Annotated in this window: 15 protein-coding genes; 4 read left to right on the plus strand and 11 right to left on the minus strand. The window is 41.3% G+C overall.

Annotated elements, in window-relative coordinates; translation table 11 throughout:
* Positions 1 to 269: 269 nt before the first annotated feature.
* On the plus strand, positions 270 to 2,012 hold the full coding sequence (gene narX / locus M1F25_RS18475; protein WP_181488725.1) for a nitrate/nitrite two-component system sensor histidine kinase NarX: 1,743 nt from the start codon (positions 270 to 272) through the stop codon (positions 2,010 to 2,012).
* Between the two features lie 21 nt (positions 2,013 to 2,033).
* The gene (gene narL / locus M1F25_RS18480) at positions 2,034 to 2,690 is read left to right on the plus strand and encodes a two-component system response regulator NarL (protein ID WP_004259360.1); all 657 of its coding nucleotides are present in this window, start codon (positions 2,034 to 2,036) and stop codon (positions 2,688 to 2,690) included.
* Between the two features lie 12 nt (positions 2,691 to 2,702).
* Here the strand turns inward: narL and M1F25_RS18485 are convergent, their stop codons facing one another.
* The 7 genes from M1F25_RS18485 to M1F25_RS18515 all read right to left on the minus strand — a co-directional run bounded on the left by M1F25_RS18485 (position 2,703) and on the right by M1F25_RS18515 (position 11,641).
* On the minus strand, positions 2,703 to 3,857 hold the full coding sequence (locus M1F25_RS18485; protein ID WP_004259365.1) for a CdaR family transcriptional regulator: 1,155 nt from the start codon (positions 3,855 to 3,857) through the stop codon (positions 2,703 to 2,705).
* 14 nt (positions 3,858 to 3,871) lie between these two features.
* Positions 3,872 to 5,035 (minus strand): glycerate kinase, encoded by a 1,164-nt coding sequence (locus tag M1F25_RS18490; RefSeq protein ID WP_181488727.1) that lies wholly within the window; start codon positions 5,033 to 5,035, stop codon positions 3,872 to 3,874.
* A 33-nt stretch (positions 5,036 to 5,068) separates the two neighbouring features.
* Positions 5,069 to 6,409 carry an MFS transporter gene (locus tag M1F25_RS18495; RefSeq protein WP_181488729.1) on the minus strand — a complete coding sequence of 447 codons (1,341 nt, stop codon included), beginning with the start codon at positions 6,407 to 6,409 and terminating at the stop codon, positions 5,069 to 5,071.
* A 120-nt stretch (positions 6,410 to 6,529) separates the two neighbouring features.
* Positions 6,530 to 7,714, minus strand: a complete 1,185-nt coding sequence (locus M1F25_RS18500; protein WP_153674139.1) for a thiolase family protein — start codon at positions 7,712 to 7,714, stop codon at positions 6,530 to 6,532.
* Between the two features lie 9 nt (positions 7,715 to 7,723).
* Positions 7,724 to 8,461, minus strand: coding sequence for a 3-oxoacyl-ACP reductase FabG (fabG, locus tag M1F25_RS18505; protein WP_144141124.1), 738 nt, complete (start codon positions 8,459 to 8,461; stop codon positions 7,724 to 7,726).
* A gap of 26 nt (positions 8,462 to 8,487) precedes the next feature.
* Positions 8,488 to 10,056 (minus strand): acyl CoA:acetate/3-ketoacid CoA transferase, encoded by a 1,569-nt coding sequence (locus M1F25_RS18510; RefSeq protein WP_094962384.1) that lies wholly within the window; start codon positions 10,054 to 10,056, stop codon positions 8,488 to 8,490.
* 67 nt (positions 10,057 to 10,123) lie between these two features.
* Positions 10,124 to 11,641 carry a class I adenylate-forming enzyme family protein gene (locus M1F25_RS18515; protein WP_181488731.1) on the minus strand — a complete coding sequence of 506 codons (1,518 nt, stop codon included), beginning with the start codon at positions 11,639 to 11,641 and terminating at the stop codon, positions 10,124 to 10,126.
* A gap of 497 nt (positions 11,642 to 12,138) precedes the next feature.
* Here M1F25_RS18515 and yghU point away from each other — a divergent pair, with 497 nt between their 5' ends.
* Positions 12,139 to 12,978 carry a glutathione-dependent disulfide-bond oxidoreductase gene (yghU, locus tag M1F25_RS18520; protein WP_144141126.1) on the plus strand — a complete coding sequence of 280 codons (840 nt, stop codon included), beginning with the start codon at positions 12,139 to 12,141 and terminating at the stop codon, positions 12,976 to 12,978.
* A 78-nt stretch (positions 12,979 to 13,056) separates the two neighbouring features.
* Here yghU and M1F25_RS18525 read toward each other — a convergent pair whose 3' ends face one another.
* The 4 genes from M1F25_RS18525 to M1F25_RS18540 all read right to left on the minus strand — a co-directional run bounded on the left by M1F25_RS18525 (position 13,057) and on the right by M1F25_RS18540 (position 18,357).
* On the minus strand, positions 13,057 to 14,712 hold the full coding sequence (locus M1F25_RS18525; protein WP_180312158.1) for an ABC transporter permease: 1,656 nt from the start codon (positions 14,710 to 14,712) through the stop codon (positions 13,057 to 13,059).
* A 72-nt stretch (positions 14,713 to 14,784) separates the two neighbouring features.
* Positions 14,785 to 15,765 (minus strand): ABC transporter substrate-binding protein, encoded by a 981-nt coding sequence (locus M1F25_RS18530; RefSeq protein WP_094962380.1) that lies wholly within the window; start codon positions 15,763 to 15,765, stop codon positions 14,785 to 14,787.
* A gap of 14 nt (positions 15,766 to 15,779) precedes the next feature.
* Positions 15,780 to 16,442, minus strand: coding sequence for an ABC transporter ATP-binding protein (locus M1F25_RS18535; RefSeq protein WP_112307669.1), 663 nt, complete (start codon positions 16,440 to 16,442; stop codon positions 15,780 to 15,782).
* A gap of 214 nt (positions 16,443 to 16,656) precedes the next feature.
* A complete protein-coding gene (locus M1F25_RS18540) occupies positions 16,657 to 18,357 on the minus strand; it encodes a lysophospholipid acyltransferase family protein (RefSeq protein WP_181488733.1) in 1,701 nt (566 codons plus the stop codon).
* Between the two features lie 579 nt (positions 18,358 to 18,936).
* On the opposite strand from M1F25_RS18540, the gene M1F25_RS18545 reads away from it, so the two are divergent.
* Positions 18,937 to 20,343: a cytochrome-c peroxidase gene (locus tag M1F25_RS18545; protein ID WP_004259445.1), complete on the plus strand. Its 1,407-nt coding sequence runs from the start codon at positions 18,937 to 18,939 to the stop codon at positions 20,341 to 20,343.
* The last annotated feature ends 177 nt before the right edge of the window (positions 20,344 to 20,520 follow it).

Below are 20,520 nucleotides of genomic sequence, written 5' to 3' on the forward strand. Positions count from 1 at the left end.
AAATCAAGAGAGATTTAAATGAAATATGCGTGATTTTTCTCGTTAACCACCAGAGTAGTATTAGGAGTACAAAACAATAATTGATTGAATTAAAACAAAAAAAATCATTGCTTGGTAATTTTATTTGTTGAAATTTAAAGCGAAAAATTCAATGGGATATTAAGGAGTAATACCGAAGTGGCATATTCAATTTTATATAATAGAGAAACAATATCTACGTTATCAAAAATAATAAATAAACGTATAGAGTAGAGTAGAAAGGATCATTTATGTCTATTGCTTATCACCGATTTTCAATCATTAACCAAGTTATTGGTTTAATGCTATTGATTGCCGTACTCGGTATTATTGGCATGACAATTTCAAATAGTATGATTATTAGTGTGCAAGGAAATGCACATGCAATAAATAAATCAGGCTCATTGCGGATGCAAAGTTATCATTTACTTTCATTAGTGCCACTCAACCAATATTCTGACGTATATGTTAGTGAGCTTGAAAAAAATTTATTAAGCAATGAACTAACACAAGTTGTCGATATAGAAGATTTAAATCCGCAATTTGCTGAGCTTTATCAATATTGGGTTACAGAATTAAAACCTGCACTTAACCATGCAGTTTCTCCTAATGATGCACGTCTCGCGGTCGTTACCTTTGTTAATAAACTCGATGCATTAGTTCGTAATATTGATGAAAAAACAGAACGAAAAATAACCTATGTAGCAATCACTCAAATGGTATTTATTGGCCTCGTTTTATTGCTACTTATTTTTGCTATCTGCCATTTTAGAAAGAAAATTTATACACCTTGGCTTAAGTTACTTCATATGGTGAACGCGATTAGTCACCAAGACTTTAGTCAGCGCTTTCCTGTAGGCAAAAAACAAGATGAGCTAAATTCACTGGGCCATACGTTAAATCAAATGTCGGATGAGCTCGCACAGAGTTACCATCAATTAGAATCTCGAGTTATCGAAAAAACCGCCGATCTGCAAAAGAAAAATAAAGTATTACTCTATTTATACCAATCTAATCGAACCCTACATGCCATTGGGCCACTATCAATCAGGTTAGAAAAAGTGTTATTTGAGCTTAAAAGCTTAATACCACTGCAAAATATTAGATTGAGGCTATATGAAGAAAACAATGATGCCTGCTTTCATGAAATTCATTGTCCTGAAAACAAGGATCAATATCTCAATTCACCCAAGATGGCTGAACACCTTAAAGTAATATCATGGGAGATTTCTGATAATTTACAGCGTTATGGCATGATTTTAGCTGAAATGGATATAAACCAGCCATTATCTGAAGAACAAAATAATTTAGTGCTGATGCTAGTTAAACAAATCGCTGGAATGCTAGCGATGGAGCACCAATTAGAGCAACAACAGCAGTTACTGATTATGGATGAACGATCGGCGATTGCGAGAGAATTGCATGATTCCATCGCACAATCATTATCTTGCCTCAAAATACAAATTAGTTATCTACAAATGCAACCTAAAACATTGCCAACTAAGCACCAAGAACTATTAAACGAAATGCGCAATGAAATAAATTCCGCTTATAGTCAATTACGTGAGCTTTTAACAACCTTCAGACTAAAATTAACTGAACCAGGCCTATTCCCTGCCTTAGAAAGCACAATCCAAGAATTCAGTCAGCGCCTCGGTTTTCAAATTGGATTAAATTACCAAATTCCAGCCAAAAGCCTCTCTCCACATCAATCTATTCATATTATCCAGATAATCCGAGAAGCTTTAAGCAATATTCTCAAACATGCTAATGCAAACTGGTCACAAGTCTCATTAATCGAAAATAACGGATTAATCACCATGACAATAGAAGATAATGGGGAAGGTATTCAGCCTCAGCCAACAAAAAATAACCATTATGGATTGATTATTATGAGAGAAAGAGCGCTAAGCCTAAATGGGAAATATCAAATTTCCCCAAGAGTTCAGGGTGGCACTATTGTTAATGTCGTATTTCCACTGACTGTGGCTTAATTAAATTGGAGTAACTCATTAATGAAAAATGAAAATAAACTAACTGGGCAATCTACCATTTTACTGATTGATGATCACCCGATGCTACGTAATGGTGTTAAACAATTAATTAGTTTAGAACCCACATTAAAGGTAATTGGTGAAGCAGACGATGGAATAACGGGTATTAAAATTGCGGAAGAACAAGACCCAGATTTAATCCTATTAGATCTCAATATGCCTAGTATGAATGGCTTTGAAGTACTCGATAATTTACGTAACCGCGAACTTTCAGGCCGTATTATCTTATTTACGGTGTCCAATTATGGCGAAGACTTAATTAATGCGTTAAAACGAGGTGCTGATGGCTATTTACTCAAAGACATGGAGCCTGAAAAATTAATTATTGCATTAAAAGAAGCCGCAAGTGGTAAAATGGTCGTTAGCCCAACGCTCGCTTCCATTTTAGCTGAATCTTTAAGAGATAACCGAGCCCCTACAGAGCATAATCTATCAGCACTAACCCCAAGAGAAACCCATATCTTAGATTTAATCTCACAGGGGCTATCAAATAAGATGATTGCGAATAAATTACAAATCACAGAGAGCACCGTCAAAGTCCATGTCAAACACTTACTAAAGAAACTTAATTTAAAATCGCGCGTTGAAGCCGCTATTTGGGTTTTACAACAAAAGTAATGATACGGCTCCTTAACTTAATGCATCGAGCCATGGCTGTTGTTTTGGGTAACGTCGACGGTAGCCATGCATCGCAACAGATAACTGAATGAGATCCGTAAACCTTGTCGGGTCCAAACTGGTTTGCTTTTTAATTTGTTGTAACCGATAACTTAATGTATTTCTGTGAATGCCTAATTGCTGCGCGGTGCTACCTATTTCGCCATTTTGCGATAAAAACAGCTCAAGGGTTTCAAGCAAAATATCGCCCGAATCATGCAACAATATTTTATGGCAAATATCTAAAAAGAAATTAAATAGATAGCTATTTTCCAATTCATTAAAGAGGCATAAAGATGCCATTTCTTTAAATAAAAAGACTTGTTTATCGGGAACCGTTAGCCGTCCAACTTCAATAACTGAACGTGCAAAATGTACTGCATCCCTCACATGTTCTTGCGTATCTGCCTGAACACCAACACCAATATAATATTGGCTAAGTTGGCTATCTAGAATGAAATGAAGATTAGAAATAAACGATTCATTTTGATAATGCGTTGATGGGAATAGCATCAAAATTTCGCGGCTATTGAGTAATAACACATCACTTTTTTCCATAGCTGATAATTCAGTAATGATCGTATCGAGTATTTCTGGGCGGTACTGAATAGCTTCAATATTAATAATCACAGGAATAGTCGGTAAAGTGAACGCAAAACCGGAATTATGTAATTTTAGTAATGCACTGCGCCCCTGTGCTGGCGTTGTGCTTTCTATAAACTGGACAAATAGCATGTCACGCAAACGATGCTGCCAGTTAATACTACGCCGCTCAATTTCTTGTTGAATTAGCAGCTCAGCCGTCAGTATAGCGAGCTCGGCATAACGCTGGATCACAACAGGGTCACCACTCACGCCAATCACTAATTCCACTTTATCAGCCACAACAATCGGATGGTTTATCCCCGGTGCCACATTCGAATAAGCTCGTGCTTCATTTTCATTGTAGATGGTGATCCGTTTGCCGCAGCGGATCACTTCCACTGCGGCTTCATGGGTTTCACCAATACGCTTTTTTTCACCTGAAGCGATAATCACGCCCTGACTATTAATCACATTGACGTTGTGATGGATAATTCCCATTGCACGCGTGACAATATCATTGGCTAGTTTTTCAGTCAGTAGCATATTACCGCCTCACTTTAGGGTTTTATTTGCATATTCGGATTTGCGAGTACGGTACGCAGCAAATTTTCTGCTGTATCTGCCAAATAACGTTCACCATTTGTCATGGCTTGCTCAAGGGAAACTGGCCCCGGACAAAGCGACCACATTGCGGTAATGCCATGTTGGTATAGGATACGGCTATCTTCACTATACCCCCCACAAAGCGCAATGACAGGCACACCATAATGACTGGCCATACGAGCCACTCCCACAGGAGCCTTACCATTCGCACTTTGACTGTCAAGCCGCCCCTCTCCTACAATGACTAAATCCGCCTGTTGAATATAAGATTTTGCGCCAAGGAGCCCCAAAACGAGATCGATTCCTTTTTCGAGCTTTGCCGAAACAAACCAACGAAGCCCCGCACCTAATCCACCCGCTGCACCACTGCCAGCCTCCAGTGAAATATCTTTTCCCGTTATTGCTGACATTAATTTCGCATAGTGAGCCATCCCAATTTCAAGCTGGTCAAGTGTGGCTTGGTCGGCCCCCTTTTGGGGACCATAAACATAAGTCGCACCATTCTTGCCTAATAAAGGGTTTTCAACATCGCAAGAGACATTAAATTCAACCTTAGCGGCTCGCGAGTCAAATTTATCAAAATCAATCTTTGCAATATTAATGAGGTCTTTTCCGCAAATTGGCGTCTCAATAAGCTGAGAATTTTTATCGTAAAACTGAGCACCCAATGCTTGAGCAAACCCTGCACCACCATCATTAGTTGCACTTCCTCCTATCCCGATAACAATACGAGAACAACCCATATCGAGTGCATGCTTGACCATTTCACCCAAGCCATAAGTTGAGGCATTTTCAACTCGACGATGCTCACGTTGAACGAGTTCCAGCCCACAACATTGCGCCATCTCGATAAAAGCGGTTTTTCCCTCCAATACTAATAACCCTGCATCAACCTTACTACCATAAGGCCCAGTACAGCTAAAAATGTAAGGTGTTACACCAGAAAGCGCTGGGCTATTCTCCAGTGACTCCAACAAACCTTCTCCGCCATCAGATATGGGTAATAACGTCATATCTAACTCAGAGGATACACGCTTGAAACCCTCAGCAACGGCTTGGCATGCTAACCTTGCAGAACAACTTCCTTTAAAGGAATCAAGTGCGATAACAATTTTCATGCAGACTTTCCTATTGTAAATGGCGATGTTGAATTATTTGCTTTCCACTGAAGTCGATACTTGTAATGGCTCAGCTTCGCTCATACCGTTAGTATTCACTCGTGACGCAATAATCGTTCCGATAACTAGCAAACCGACACCAAACCATAATCCAGAAGTGGCTGTTCCTGTATAATCTTCAAAAAAGCCAAGAATGAACGGGCCAAGGAAGCCGCCAAACAGCCCTAAGCAGTTCAATAGTGCCAAACTTCCCGCTAACATGCTGCCACTCATATAAGTCGGAGGAAGCGAGAAAATAATCGATTGAACCACAAAAAACATAAATGCCGTTAAGCAAAAGCCAATTAAACCGACAACTGGGCCACCCAGTGCACCAATCACTAACCCTACGGCCATTACTGCATAACCTGAAATTAAAATACGTGATGAACGACGCGGTGTATTAGCTTTTCTCGCGACAAAAATGCCACCAATTGCGGCTGAAATCCATGGAATCGCTGTTAATAAGCCGATTTGAATAGGTGTTAATTTGCCATATTCACCGATAATAGTCGGTAAAAAATAACTTAAACCATAGACCGAGAACTGGTGAGTAAAATAGATAGCAACAATCATCATAAAGGCTTTATTCTTAAATGCCGCCTTGAGTGAGAATTTACTGTTACTCACACTAATACTGTTTTTGTCTTGATCATGTTTATATTTAATATAATTCCGATCATCTTCATCTAACCATTTTGCATCTTCTGGTTTATTCGGCAACACGAACCACACAACAAATGCTAGGATAACTGCTGGCAAGCCTTCAATAACAAACATCCATTGCCAACCATGGAAGCCTAATAAGCCATCCATACTCAGCAATAAACCACTCAGCGGCGCCCCAATAATATTTGCAAGACAAACCCCGAGTAAAAATAACCCTGTTGCTTTAGCCCGTTCTTCTTGGCTAAACCAATATGTCATATATAGAATAACCCCAGGATATAAGCCCGATTCAGCCGCTCCCAGTAATAACCGCAAGATATAAAAAGAAGTCGGCCCTGTCACAAACGCCATCGCCGCAGATAATAACCCCCAAGTGATCATGATCCGCGTGATCCAAAAACGCGCGCCTACTTTCTCCATTATCAAATTACTTGGGATCTCAAGAATCGAGTAGGTTAAGAAAAAAAGCCCCGCACCAATACCAAACGCGGTTGCAGATAATCCTAAATCAATCGACATCGCATTTTTTGCCATGCCAATATTTGTTCGGTCAATAAAGCTAATAATGTACGCTAAAATCAACAACGGCATCAGGTTACGGTATATCTTTGCGTTGGTTTTTTTCCCCTGAGCCACATAATCTAACTTTGCATTTGTAGAAAACATAGATAAGATCCTCATGTTGTAGTGAAACAGGTACGGCTCTTGGCAATAAGTGACATACCTGTTGTTTTACTTCAGCAACAGCCCGACGCCCCACGTCGGGCTTTCTGCTTGCAGCTTTTCTTATTCTCTTTCGAACAACATTGATATCCCTTGACCACCACCGATACACATAGTCACTAACCCGGTAGTAACCTGACGGCGTTCCATTTCATACATTAACTTCACAGGTAAAATAGCCCCACTGGCACCCACTGGATGACCCAGAGCAATTGCCCCACCATTCACATTCACTTTAGTGCTATCAAGAGACAAATCATTCATAACTGCAATGGCTTGTGCAGCAAATGCTTCATTTAGCTCAATTAAATCAATGTCTTTTACATCCATTTTGAGCTTTTCCATTAATCGACGGGTTGCTGGCGCGGGTCCAAAGCCCATAATGGCCGCTTCACAACCTGCTACAGCCCAATCGACCACTTTCATTCTTGGCTTCAGACCACGTTTTTCCGCTTCTTCACGACGCATCATCACTAATGCCGCAGCACCATCATTGATACCTGAAGAGTTTGCTGCCGTAATCACACCATCAGTTTTAAATGCAGGGCGCAATTTTGCTAATTTTTCACGTGGTGTATCACGCGGATGTTCATCGGTATCAAAAATACGTGTACCTTTACGGCCTTCGGGTATTTCTACTGGTAATATTTGGTCAGAAAAATAACCGGCTTGAATCGCTTTTAACGCTTTTTGCTGGCTATCCCATGCAAAATCATCCATTTCTTCACGGGTAATATTGAACTGCTCTGCAACATTTTCTGCCGTCATTCCGTTGTGGTAAGGGCCTTCTGGCCAGGTTAAAATAGACGTTAACCCATCCTCTAGCACATCATTTCCCATGCGATAGCCATAGCGCGCTTTGCGTAAGTAGTACGGCAGCATTGTCATATTTTCAGTACCACACGCCACCACAACATCTGATTGGCCGGTCTGCAACAACATCATGCCATCGGCTAACGCTTGTAGCCCTGAACCACATTGGCGGTTAACAGAATAAGCGGTGGTTTCTTTTGGTAACCCTGCTCGCAGTTGGCAAATACGAGCGATAAAACCACTTTCTGCGATTTGCCCAACATTACCCACAATGACTTCATCAACATCTTCGGGAGCAATTCCAGCTCTTTTCACGGCTTCACGGATAACCACCGCCCCGAGGTCATGTTGATGCGTATTTGCAAAACTTCCCCCCATCGTGCCAATTGCCGTTCTCACACCACTCACAATGACAATATCATTCGCTTGTTTCATTATTTCCCCCTATAACACCATTCCGCCGCCAACATTGATTACTTCGCCATTGATATAACGCGCTTTATCAGAGGCTAAAAATGCAACACATTGGCCAACATCTCGCGGATCTCCTGCAAAACCCGCAGGTATCTTGCTGATCATGATGTCCCACACTTTTTCAGGCACACCACGGGTCATATCCGTATCAATAAACCCTGGGCAAATCGCATTGACTGTGACCCCTTTACGGGCTAGTTCACGGCAAGCCGTTTTAGTCAGGCCAATAACCCCGGCTTTGGATGCAGCATAGTTGGCTTGCCCAACATTCCCAAGCCAACTCGCCGATGAAATATTGACAATTCGGCCGCTTTCTTGCTCACGCATTAACTTTGCCGCCTCTTGCATGCAGTTAAATGTCCCTTTCAGATTGATATCAATCACTTTGTCCCAATCATCTTCCGTTAACTTATGCAGCATGCCATCTCGGTTGATCCCCGCATTATTCACCAGTACATCAATCGCCCCAAAATGTGATAACGCTTTAGAAAATAAGGCATTCACTTCTTCACGTTTAGCTATATCGCAAGGAATAAAAATGGCTTGATGACCTTGCTCTTGTAGCTGTTTTGCACTTTCTTCACCTGATGACATGGCTAAATCAGAAATAACGACTTTTGCCCCTTCTTCCGCAAGTACCTGAGCAATCGCAAAACCAATACCTCTTGCAGAACCCGTCACAATAGCGACTTTATCTTTTACTAACATGGATAAATTCCTCTTTAATATTGAAACTATAAATACGAAACCAGTCCAAAAGGCGCTTCTTCAAATAATGAAGAAGACATCACTTTCAAATCAGGAGAAATTTCAGGTACGAAGTCCATATGGGCAAGAATGTCACGCTCTAGGTCAATACCGGGGGCAATTTCAACCAGTACCGGGGTTTTTCCCCCTAAAGTGAACACCGCACGTTCCGTGACAAAATGCATGGTTTGGTTAATATTTCGCGCGACATCCGCATTCCATGAAATTTGCCGTACTTGGTTAACTAACTTTCTAATATCCCCTTCCCGCACAATATTTAATTGCCCATTTTCACAACGAATATCTAACCCTTTTGCTGTGAACGTTGAGCAAAACACTACGTGTCGAGCATTTTGGGTAATATCAATAAACCCACCTGCACCAGGGCAAATATTGCCTAACAACGTCGCATTGACATGGCCACTGGCATCCATTTCCCCTGCGCCCATATACGTGATATCAACGCCTGCACCGTTGTAGTACAACATTTGGTCTTGGTGACTAATCATCGCTGACAGGTTACGGCCTATGCCAAAATCAATACCGCCTGCTTGGACGCCCCCCCAAATCCCTGACTCCACGGTGATATCGACGCGCTTGGTTGCATTTTCTTCCTGAATAATTGAGCCAATAACATCGTTTGGAATACCCGTTCCTAAGTTAATCACGCAGTTTTCGTATAGATAACGACATGCAATTCGCCCAATCAATTTGCGAATATCTAAAGGTAATGGCGTAGTTTGTTGGATAGGCGTGCGAATATCACCGCATAGCGTTGGGTCAAAAAACCAGCTCGAAGACTGGCGATGGTCTTCTTCAGGGTTATCACACACGACAATATGATCAATAAAGCTCGCAGGAACAGTGACACGCTTGGGATGTAAAGTCCCTTCTTCAACGCAATATTTCACTTGTGCAATCACTTTGGCACCAAAGCGTTTAGCCGCCAGTACCGCATGCAAGACCTCTAGGGCCATGGCTTCTTCATCGGTGGTGAGGTTGCCTTTACTATCAGCGTGAGTTCCTCTGATCACCACCACATCTAAGGGAATTTCTGGGTACCATAACCATTCTTCCCCTTTGAAATTCACTTTTTCAACCAAAGGGGGAAGTACCAACGTTTTAGCGTTCATCCTACCGCCTTCAAGGTCAGGGTCGATAAATGTTCCTAACCCTACTTTGGATAAGCGCCCCGGTAAGCCCGCGGCCATTGCACCATATAAATGCACCATTTGCCCTTGAGGGAGGCAATATGCTTCAACTTGGTTGTCATTAATCATTTGCATCCATCGAGGTGCTAGCCCCCAATGGGAACCAATAATCCGTTTCACCATCCCTTCATGGGCAAAGTGTTGATTCCCTCGAATACGGTTACATTGCCCAGCTGCGTGAACCAGTGTTAATTGATTTGGTGTACCCTCGGATAAAAAGCGTTGCTCAATTGCTGATAAAATAGATTCAGCAGCACTGGTTAATGTCATTCCCACAGTACAAATTGTATCGCCATTATTAATTAATTTAGCGGCATCTTGTTTAGAAATAAATTTATTATTCATGATAAAACCTACCTGAAGGCTAATATTTCATAGCCCCTTTTTGATTAATTAAAAACTAATTTATATTTTAGTTATTTAAAGAGTAATATCGTAATTTTAAATCTTTCTTGCTTATTTTCCCATTCCAAGTTCTAGGGAAGTTACGCGTAAACATAATTCTTACTGGAACTTTATACGTTGGCACCCTATCTTTTAACCACTCAATAATTTCTTTACTGGTTAAACACACTTGATTCTCAGGAATAATAAATGCAATGGGTTCTTCACCATAAATTGTGCTTTCAATTGGAATAACAGCGACCTCATTAACTCCTGGATAATTAGAAATTAAATCCTCGACTTCAATAGAATATATTTTTTCACCACCACGGTTAATCATATCTTTAATTCTATCTTGAATATAAAGAAAACCATCATTATCCATATAGCCAATATCCCCTGTGAAAAACCAACCATCATTAAATGATGTGGTATTCGCAGGACTATCCGGCCAATAACGTTGGATAACAACATCCCCCTTAACCCAAATATTACCTGTGCAGTTCGCGGGAAGATTTTCACCTTTATCATTACGTATGGTCACCTGTAACCCAGGGACTGGTTTACCAGAGCTAGACTTCTTATCGCTATAACGAATATCTTCACGAAATACAGTTGCTGGTGAAGAGGTTTCAGTCAAACCATAAATAGAATGAATGGATGTTTTAGCAAATATATAAGAAAGCTCTTTAATCGTACCTTCATTTAAATGCCCTGCACCACAAGCAATCATTTTTAATGAATTAAATCTTTCTAGGTTAATGCTTTTATTTTCTTTTATTTTCTGAATTAACAATATAAATACTGTTGGAGAACCATGTAAAAATGTTATTTTTTCTTTTGCAATTGTTGAAATAATATCTTTTGCATTGAATTTTTTATGAAGATAAATCGTCCCACCAATATGGATAAATAACGCCAAAATAGCAGAGAGGCCAGTAATATGATAAATCGGCACTGCTAAAATTGTTTTATCGTGTTCAGATAACTTTAATGTTTCCTGATAGGCATATACTGCAGACAATATATTTTTATGCGTGATCACCGCACCTTTTGGCGCCCCTGTTGTACCCGAGGTAAATATTATAACAGCAGGGTCTTCTTCATTAACTTGGTTAATAAAATTAATTTCATCAGTGAATATTACATTACGCCACTGAGAAAGACTCATCCCTTTTGCACTGAGCTGTGCTAACCATGGTTGATATGTATCATCCCAAAAAACAGCATCTGCATTAATACAAGACAAATGCTCTTTACCTTCAAACTCTTTCATTTTGGTACTCAAAGGAATTACCTGAATACCCAGACCTACCGCGGCATAAAATAATTGGCAAAACTCAATCGTATTTCCCCAGCCAAGTACAATTCGATCGCCTTTTTTCAACTGCACTGCAGTAGTTAACCAATACATTGTTTTATTTACTTTTTCAAGTAATTGGTGATAACTCCAACTTTGCTCTTCAAATACAATCGCAACAGCGTCTGGCTGCACTTTTGCTCTCTGTAATAAGCTTTGGTAGATGTTTGAATTTGGCGCAAGCATGGACACACTCCGATACACCTGAATATGACTGATATGCTATCAATGTATAAAATACACTCCGATAAATTAGTGCCAATCTTCACAAATTATTCACACCCTTTTTTTATTTGAATTAGTGATCTGCACAATTCGCTTGTTAACAAATTTTTAACTTAAGTCTCATTTTAAGCTCTGGTTTTTATTGCAAATGAACATATTTACCTTTTGTTATTATCAAGCCATCCCAAAAAACATATAAATTCCTATGAATAGCTCGGTCATCATTGTGCGTATATACAATTACTCATAAACCCAAAAATAGTTTAGAACTAATAATTAACTCTTTCGTTTATCCCTTATGTGTTCTTGCACTCTGTGCTATTTATCCTACCCACCAAAGCAAATATGATAAAAACAGTGGAGAATTCACGACAGATTGCTACAGTGGGGGGCCTTTATAATTAAAGAATTGATGAGAAAATAATCGCCACCTTTGAAAATGGTTAAGGAGATAACTCATGGCAAACACCCCCTATATTCCCCCGAGAGTCTGGCAATGGGAGCAAGGTAATGGCGGAAAGTTCGCCAATATTAATCGCCCAATTTCTGGTGCAACTCACGAAAAATCTTTACCTATAGGTAAGCACCCACTACAGCTATATTCATTAGGAACTCCCAACGGACAAAAAGTCACTATCATGTTAGAGGAGCTGTTAGCCCTTGGCATTAAAGAGGCTGAATACGACGCTTGGTTAATTAATATTGGTGAAGGCGACCAATTTAGTTCGGGTTTTGTTGAAATTAACCCTAACTCAAAAATCCCAGCGTTAGTCGACAGAAGCGGTAAGGAGCCTATCCGAGTATTTGAATCGGGTTCTATTCTGACCTATTTAGCTGAAAAATTTTCTGTTTTTTTACCCACAACTCAACCAGAACGCGCTGAAACCTTATCATGGCTATTCTGGCAAATGGGTTCAGCACCTTTTGCAGGTGGCGGTTTTGGGCATTTTTATGCCTACGCCCCTGAAAAATTTGAATACCCTATTAACCGCTTTGCGATGGAAACTAAACGTCAATTAGATGTATTAGACAAGCGTTTAGCAGAACACAAATATGTCGCAGGCGAGAACTATAGTATTGCAGATATCGCTATCTGGCCATGGTATGGCGCTTTAGTGAAAGGTTGGCTTTATGATGCTGCAGAATTTTTATCTGTCCATGAATATAAAAATGTTATTCGTTGGGCTGATGAAATCTATGCACGCCCAGCGGTACAGCGCGGCCGCCGTGTTAATCGCCTACAAGGTGACCCCGCACAGCAAGTACGCGAACGCCACGATGCGAGTGATATAGGTTAGGAACCACTCTTAATCCACTGAATTATAAAATAGCACAAGGTAAGTTAATTAGTGCTTACCCTGTGCTAACTCTACATGTCATCGACTATAACGCCCCTGCACCCATTGTGCGCATAACATCAAGCTCAAACTTATCAGTACAGCTAAACACGCCATCGCCATGCCACTGCCAATTGAGCCTTGCTCAAATTGACGCCACACAAAGATAGACACCGTCTGCATACCGGCTGGGGCGAGTAATAGCGAAGAAACTAATTCACGCGAGGCCACGGCAAACACTAACATCATGGCAGCGACAAGGCTCGGTAAAACTAATGGAAACAAGATCAAACGCAGCGTTGTCACCGCAGATGCGCCATGCACCCGTGAAGCATCTGCTAAACTGCCACCAATCTGTGTTAATGCTGCACTGCAATAGCGAACTGGGTAAGGCAGTAACAAACAGCTATAGGCAAGCAATAAAATGCCCCATGTGTGATAAGGCGTTATTGGCCAAAAAGGTTGGTTCCACGCGAGGATCATCCCTACCGCTATCACAATTCCTGGAATGGAAATAGGTAACAAAGACAGCGCATCAATCACAACAGCACCACGAATGCGCTGAGCAACCACCAGCCAAGCACAGAGAAACCCGAGTACCCCAGTGAAAACAGCGGTTAACGTCGCCAGAGAGAGGCTCGTCCATAATGCAGACAAAGCTTCAGTTTGTGAGTCGATTAACCCAGAAAAGTGCCTGAATGTTAAGTTATCCCACGCCAAACCACCAGACACTGTAGAAGAAAATGCCGTGCCAAACATCGCTAGCAATGGCATTCCTACCGCAAGAAATGCGGTTAAAGCAAATAGCCCAACGACTGGCCAGCGCCAGTAACCAAGTGAGCGAGTCACCACTTCTGCCGCTTTCCCTGTGGTGGTGGCTACGTTTTTCCCTGATACGATAGAACGCTGTAATGTATAAGCAAAAATTGCCACACTGGCTAAAATCAACGATAACGAGGCCGCTCCGGGTAAATCAATCGGCCAATCCGCCAAGCGCTGCTCTATATCCGTAGTTAAAACACGAATACCATTCGAGGCACCAATGGCGGCAGGAATGCCATATTCTTCAATCGCCAAAGTAAAAATCAGCAATAACCCCGCCGCAATAGAGGGTAACGATAATGGAAGCGTCACTCCGAAAAAGGCATTCCAAGGAGAAGCCCCATGCACACGAGCCACATCGGCAAGTCGGTTACCATTCGCTGCCATGCTTTTCGACACCGCAAAATACAGAACTGGGAAGAGGTTTAGCGCCATAATCCCCATCATTCCACCCAGTGAGAAAATCGCACTTCCGGGGCTCACACCAAATAGCTGTTGGGAATAACCATTAGGTTGTAACGTAAGCATCCACGATAATCCAGCAATATAAGGTGGGATTAAAAAAGGAATAAGAAACAGTAGATCCCAACCTTTGGCGAAAGGGATATTAAACAGCCCGCGTAATGCCCCTAACGGAATAGCGATAATGGCGCTGATTGCTGCAACGCCTGTGCCTAGTGATAATGTATTTTGCAGTAATGATGGAAGCTCTGGCTCGTTGAGTAGCTGAATAATAGGCTCTAGCGGCTGGACAAACTGCCCTTGCCCTAATTGTGGGAAAATAGCCTGCAATACAATAAAGCATAATGGGATCACCACTAAAACCACTAATGTGGCCATCACCAAAAGCGGTAGAAAACGCGTTTTTGTCATTGAATACAACACTCCTGCTGGGCAGACAATCTACCCAGCGGTTTGCTAATTAATATGCTTACAAAACCAGCCTTAACGGAATAAAGCGCTTAAACGAGAGAGAACTTCGCCGCGCTCAGCGTTGTCTGTCGCAGCTTCTGGCAACAATTTGAGTGTTGAAAAATCAGGGCGTTTACCTGCAATATCTGCCCTAGCAGGCATTAGCCATGCATTAGCCACAATTTCTTGCCCTTCTGGCGATAGTACATAGTCGATAAATGCTTTAGCTTGGTCAGGCTGCTTAGAACTTTTTAAAATCATCATTGGGCGCGGGGCAATCGCAGTGCCACTACTTGGGAAAATCACTTCAATCGATTCTCCGTTCGCGATGCTACCATAAGCAACATAATCAACCGCACCAAAAACCGCCGCTTTAGCGCCTTGTAATACAGGAGTCAAGGCTTGAGCATTCGGCCCTGAAATCACCATACCATTGGCTTTCAAATCAGAAAATAGTGTCCATGCGGCTTCTTTTTTCGCATTCTGTAACCCTAAAACTAAGTCTAATGACGCGCCAGAAAGTGCGGGATCAGGCATTGTGACTTTATCTTTAAACTCGGGTTGGGCTAAATCTTGCCAATCTGTTGGTTTTGGGGTACCACTTTGGTTATTCCACACAATACCCAGTGCAGAGATCCCTTGCGCCACATAGTATGGCGTTTTAAAACGCTCAGGAACTTGCTGGGCATTTGGGCTTTCATAAGGTAGTAACCAACCTTTTTGTTGCAGATCAACCGCGGTATCCCATGATGCGGAAATCAATACATCCGCACGCGGGTTCGCCTGTTCCGCTTCCAGCCTCGCCATCACTTTTCCGGTTGTCGCTTGGAAAACATCTACTTTGGTACCCGTTTGTTTTTCAAACCCTGCGGCAAGCTGTTTTGCCATGGCGCCTGGGCCTGCGGTATACACGGTAATCGCTTGGGTTGAAACAGAAAATAGTGCACAGGAAAGGCCAAGGCTCATGGTAATACCCTTTAGTGAAAATCCGTTCTTTGATAGTAAATTTCGCATAACAATCTCTCTATTTATAGTGTCGTCAAACTGTCAATATTACCGTTTCGCATATGGGCGATTTGGTGTGCTAATACATGGGCTTCCGTAGGGTCGTGAGTGACATACACTGCAGTGATCCCCAAGGTTCGCAATAACTGAGCCATTTCCTCACACAGAGATTGGCGCAACGCGATATCGAGGTTTGACAGGGGCTCGTCGAATAACAAAATTTCAGGTTCAGCGATAATAGCGCGAGCAAGAGCCACACGTTGTTGTTGCCCGCCTGACAAATCGGCAGGTTTCCGTTTGGCGAAATCAGCCAGCCCTACGCGTTCTAAAGCTTGCATCACACGTTGCTGTATTTCTAGGCGGCCAATACCTCGCATCCGTAAAGGAAAGGCAACATTTTGGGATACAGTCATATGCGGCCACAGCGCATAATCTTGAAAAACCATGCCGAGGTTGCGTTTTTCTGGGGGGATAAGGTGATGTGAGCTCGCCACAAGCTGTTCGCCAAAATAAATAGTGCCATCAGTTGGTTGTAATAAACCCGCTAACAATTTCAGTAATGTGCTTTTACCACAGCCTGAAGGACCTAATAGCGCAAGAACGGTGCCCTTGGTTACTGTTAAATTAATGCCATTTAGCACATATTGATGTGAAAATGCCTGAGATAAATTTTGTATTGAGATCATCTGTAAGCCGCTCGCTTCTTGCTTAGGAGACAAAAAGACCGAGCTCTCACTCGATGAAGAGAGAGCGTTTTGCATGTTCATTGTTATCCTCTTTGGGACTTAATCGTTATCAATGATGCTACGGCTTGAATACGTCAAATTGATGACAGTTTTGTGGCTAATTAATTTCAAATTCAATTGAAAAATAATCACCAAATAAAATAGTCACTTTATTTTACTGGTGAACGCCAATATATCTTTGATAACGTGCTGGCTTTAATTTAGTTAAATCCACCAGCACCAAGCCGTCGATGCAATCGTTAAACGCGGGGTCTGTACCGAAATCCATAAACTGTACGCCGCCAGGCTCGCATAATTCGGTATATTGTTTATAAAGCGTTGGAACCGAACAGCCAATGTTATTGAGTAAGCTTTTCAATTTAACCAAATCTTCGTGGTAATTGTCCCCTGAAAATTGGGCTAATACCTGAGGTAAAGAAGCCGGGTATGGCTGATGTGACTGTGCAATGCTGTGTGGCGCTGAAAAATAGAGCCGATAAAAAGTAATCAGTAAGTCACGCGCCGCAATCGGCATTGAGCCAGAAATAGATACAGGGCCAAAAAGATAACGATATTGTGGGTATTTTGCCAAATACGCGCCAATACCTAACCATAAGTAATCTAACCCCCGTTTTCCCCAATATTTCGGCTGAATAAAGCTCCGACCAAGCTCAATACCTTGCGCTAATATTGGCATCATGGCTTGGTCATAGTGAAATAAACTAGAGCTATAAATACCCTCAAGGCCTTTGGTCTCAATTTGCTTTTTAGTCGGTATAAACCGATAAGCGCCAACAATATCAAGTTCACTTTCATCCCATAATACCAGATGATAATAATCGTCATCATAGCTGTCTAAATCACGGCGCTTACCTGAACCTTCCCCTACCGCACGAAATGCAATTTCGCGTAATCGACCAATTTCCCGTAAAATCGGTGACCTTACCTCTTGGTTTCGGTGATAAAGGTAAATCGCTTTTCCATCAGGAGATGTTCCTAGCCGCTCACAGGCCACTAAGGCCTTTTTTAATTCAATTCTATCTTCTGGTAAAGCAATTGGCGATTCACTGGTAAATAGCCCTTCCTTACCTTTTCCCAGCAAATAGACATGGCGACGAAAGCGCCCTGCTAACTCATGAGCCGCTGTATGGCCATCATGCCAATGAATAAATGGAATGCTGCCACCAATACGAATTTTTAATCTTTTTCCTCGCTGCTTAAACATTTCCCTGACTAACATTAAAGTAGATAGTGGCTTGTAAACCAACGAGGTTAAGTAAAATAAATGGCTATTACGCCCTTGAATATGGATGGGGACGATAGGCGCTCTAGCCTTTGCGGCTAAACGCAAAAAACCTGTACGCCAGTGGCCATCACAAACCCCTTTGTGACCAAATCGAGAGACTTCCCCCGCAGGGAACACAATTAATGCCCCTTGTTTGTCCAAATGCTGTTGCATGGCTTCAACTTGTTGCCGATTGGTTCGGTTATTCATGTTGTCCACTGAAATAAATAAGCTTTTTAGTGGTTCTATATAATTGAGAAACTGATTTGCCACGACTTTGACATCAGGACGAACAGCAGCAACCACACGTAACAATGCAAGGCCATCGAGTGAACCTATCGGATGGTTAGCGACTAAGACAACAGGGCCTTGAGTCGGAATATTTTCTAAGTCGCCATCAACCATTTCACAAGAGATATCAAAGAACTCCATGATTTGTTCAATAAGATCCAGCCCCTTTAAGTGCGGATAATCTTGAGCAAATTGGTGAAATTCTTGTTCAAAAAGAAGCTTTTTTAATAAGTGACGTTTCCACCTAGCAGGTGTTTGATGAGGAAAAATATCGTGCAGCAGGGTATCGACGCTAAACATAGTGCTATCTCCTAACTGAGTTACGATGAACTTAAGTCAGATTCATAACAACAATATGTTTATTTTATGACAAAATAGTGAAAGCATAAAAATGATGATGTAGATCATTAGTTTTTATTTACCAATATTATAGTTATCTAAAATCAATAATTTCCAGGAATATTGCTTTCTTAAATAATTTATATTTTACTTATTTTATAATATGCATTTAGTCCACAACAATTAAAAAGGTAAAAACTAAACTTTCCGATTAATTTTACTTAATTTATTTTAATAATTAAGAAGTTATCATTTATAAATATCCACCAATCAAATTGAACTAAAAACCTATTACAGCAAGATTAGCTCAATATAATAACCATTAAATTCAATGCATTAAAAGTTAATTACAAGTTTATTTTTTAATTAGTTTCTTATTGATAGGTAAATCTTATTTAAACAATCGTCCAAACCGATGGCCATCATTGATAAAAGTCAAGAACCTCTCAGGTTTATTTATCCATCATAGTCCGGCTGTAGAATTATATTAATTAAAAAATATTTAAATATATTTGACCGCAATCTTTCAAGGATAGTGTAATGAAAAAACTTACTCGCATTACGGTCGCTGTCATATTTTTGCTTTTACTCGGTTATTTTGGGTTATCTGGATATGTGTGGTATCACGATAATCAACGAAGAGAAAATAATGACATTCAGACATCTAAAATTGCAGAAAATAATCAAGTCCTCCAATTCTTTGCCGAAAAAGGATGCGATTACTGTCACACACCGTCAACTGATTTACCTGCCTATGCATCATTCCCCATTGCTAAGCAACTGATGGAATACGATATTCAGCTAGGTTATAAGTCATTCAACCTTGAGGCAGCTCGCGCTGCACTCATCGCAGGAGAACCTGTACCACAAAGTGAATTAAATAAAATTGAGTGGGTTATGCAGAACCACACCATGCCTCCAACACGTTATGTTGCACTTCATTGGGCCAGTAGTGTCAGTGATGAAGAACGTAATAACCTATTGAATTGGATAGCTAAACAGCGGGAAGAGCACTATGCCAGCCAAGATACCGCCGCTGAACATCGCAACGAACCAATTCAACCAATTCCAAAATCACTGGATGTTGATGATGCAAAAGTCGCATTAGGTTTCCGCTTGTATCATGATGCGCGCCTGTCAGGGGATAGCACGATTTCTTGTGCGCACTGCCACGCACTCAATGCAGGTGGTGTTGATGGCCGTAAAACATCAATTGGTGTTGGTGGCGCAGTAGGCCCAATCAATGCGCCAACGGTGTTTAACTCTGTATTTAATGTCGAGCAATTTTGGGATGGTAGAGCACCTGATTTACAAGCTCAAGCTGGTGGTCCACCATTAAATCCTATCGAAATGGCATCAAAGTCATGGGATGAAATCATTGAAAAATTGGATAAAGACCCTGTCTTAAAACAAGATTTTAATGCGGTTTACCCAGAAGGTTTTACGGGTGACACCATCACCGATGCGATTGCAGAGTTCGAAAAAACCTTAATCACTCCAGACTCTCCGTTTGATAATTGGTTAAGAGGTGACAAAACTGCATTAACCGCACAGCAGCTCCATGGTTACCAGTTATTTAAAGAGAACAAATGTGCAACCTGCCATGGTGGCGTGATCTTAGGTGGTCGTTCCTTCGAACCTCTGGGTCTGAAAAAAGACTATGAGTTCGGTGAAATCACTGCTCAAGATATTGGTCGTATGAATGTCACCTCTGATGAGCGCGATAAGTTACGCCAAAAAGTCCCAACACTACGTAATGTCGAGCTAACCGCACCGTATTTCCACCGCGGCGATGTAGCAACCTTAGATGAAGCAGTGAAACTGATGCTGCGTTATCAAGTGGGTAAAGAACTGCCACAAAAAGATGTCGATGATATTGTTGCCTTCCTTAAGAGTTTAACAGGGGTATATACACCCTATGTGCAACAAAGTGAGTCACAACAGTAAATATCAATAGCTGATTGATATAAAAAACTAATAGCACCGTTCAAATAATAACGGTGCTATTTTTTATATAACACTGCCGTATAAGCTACCTACAACCCTGACTTGACCTGTATTCACAGCAATTCACATTATCGAACACCTCTTCCTCACTGTGTTATTACTTAAAAAGTTTCTGTT

Origin of the sequence: Providencia sp. PROV109 (assembly GCF_033681625.1) — a bacterium.
Taxonomy (GTDB): domain Bacteria; phylum Pseudomonadota; class Gammaproteobacteria; order Enterobacterales; family Enterobacteriaceae; genus Providencia; species Providencia hangzhouensis.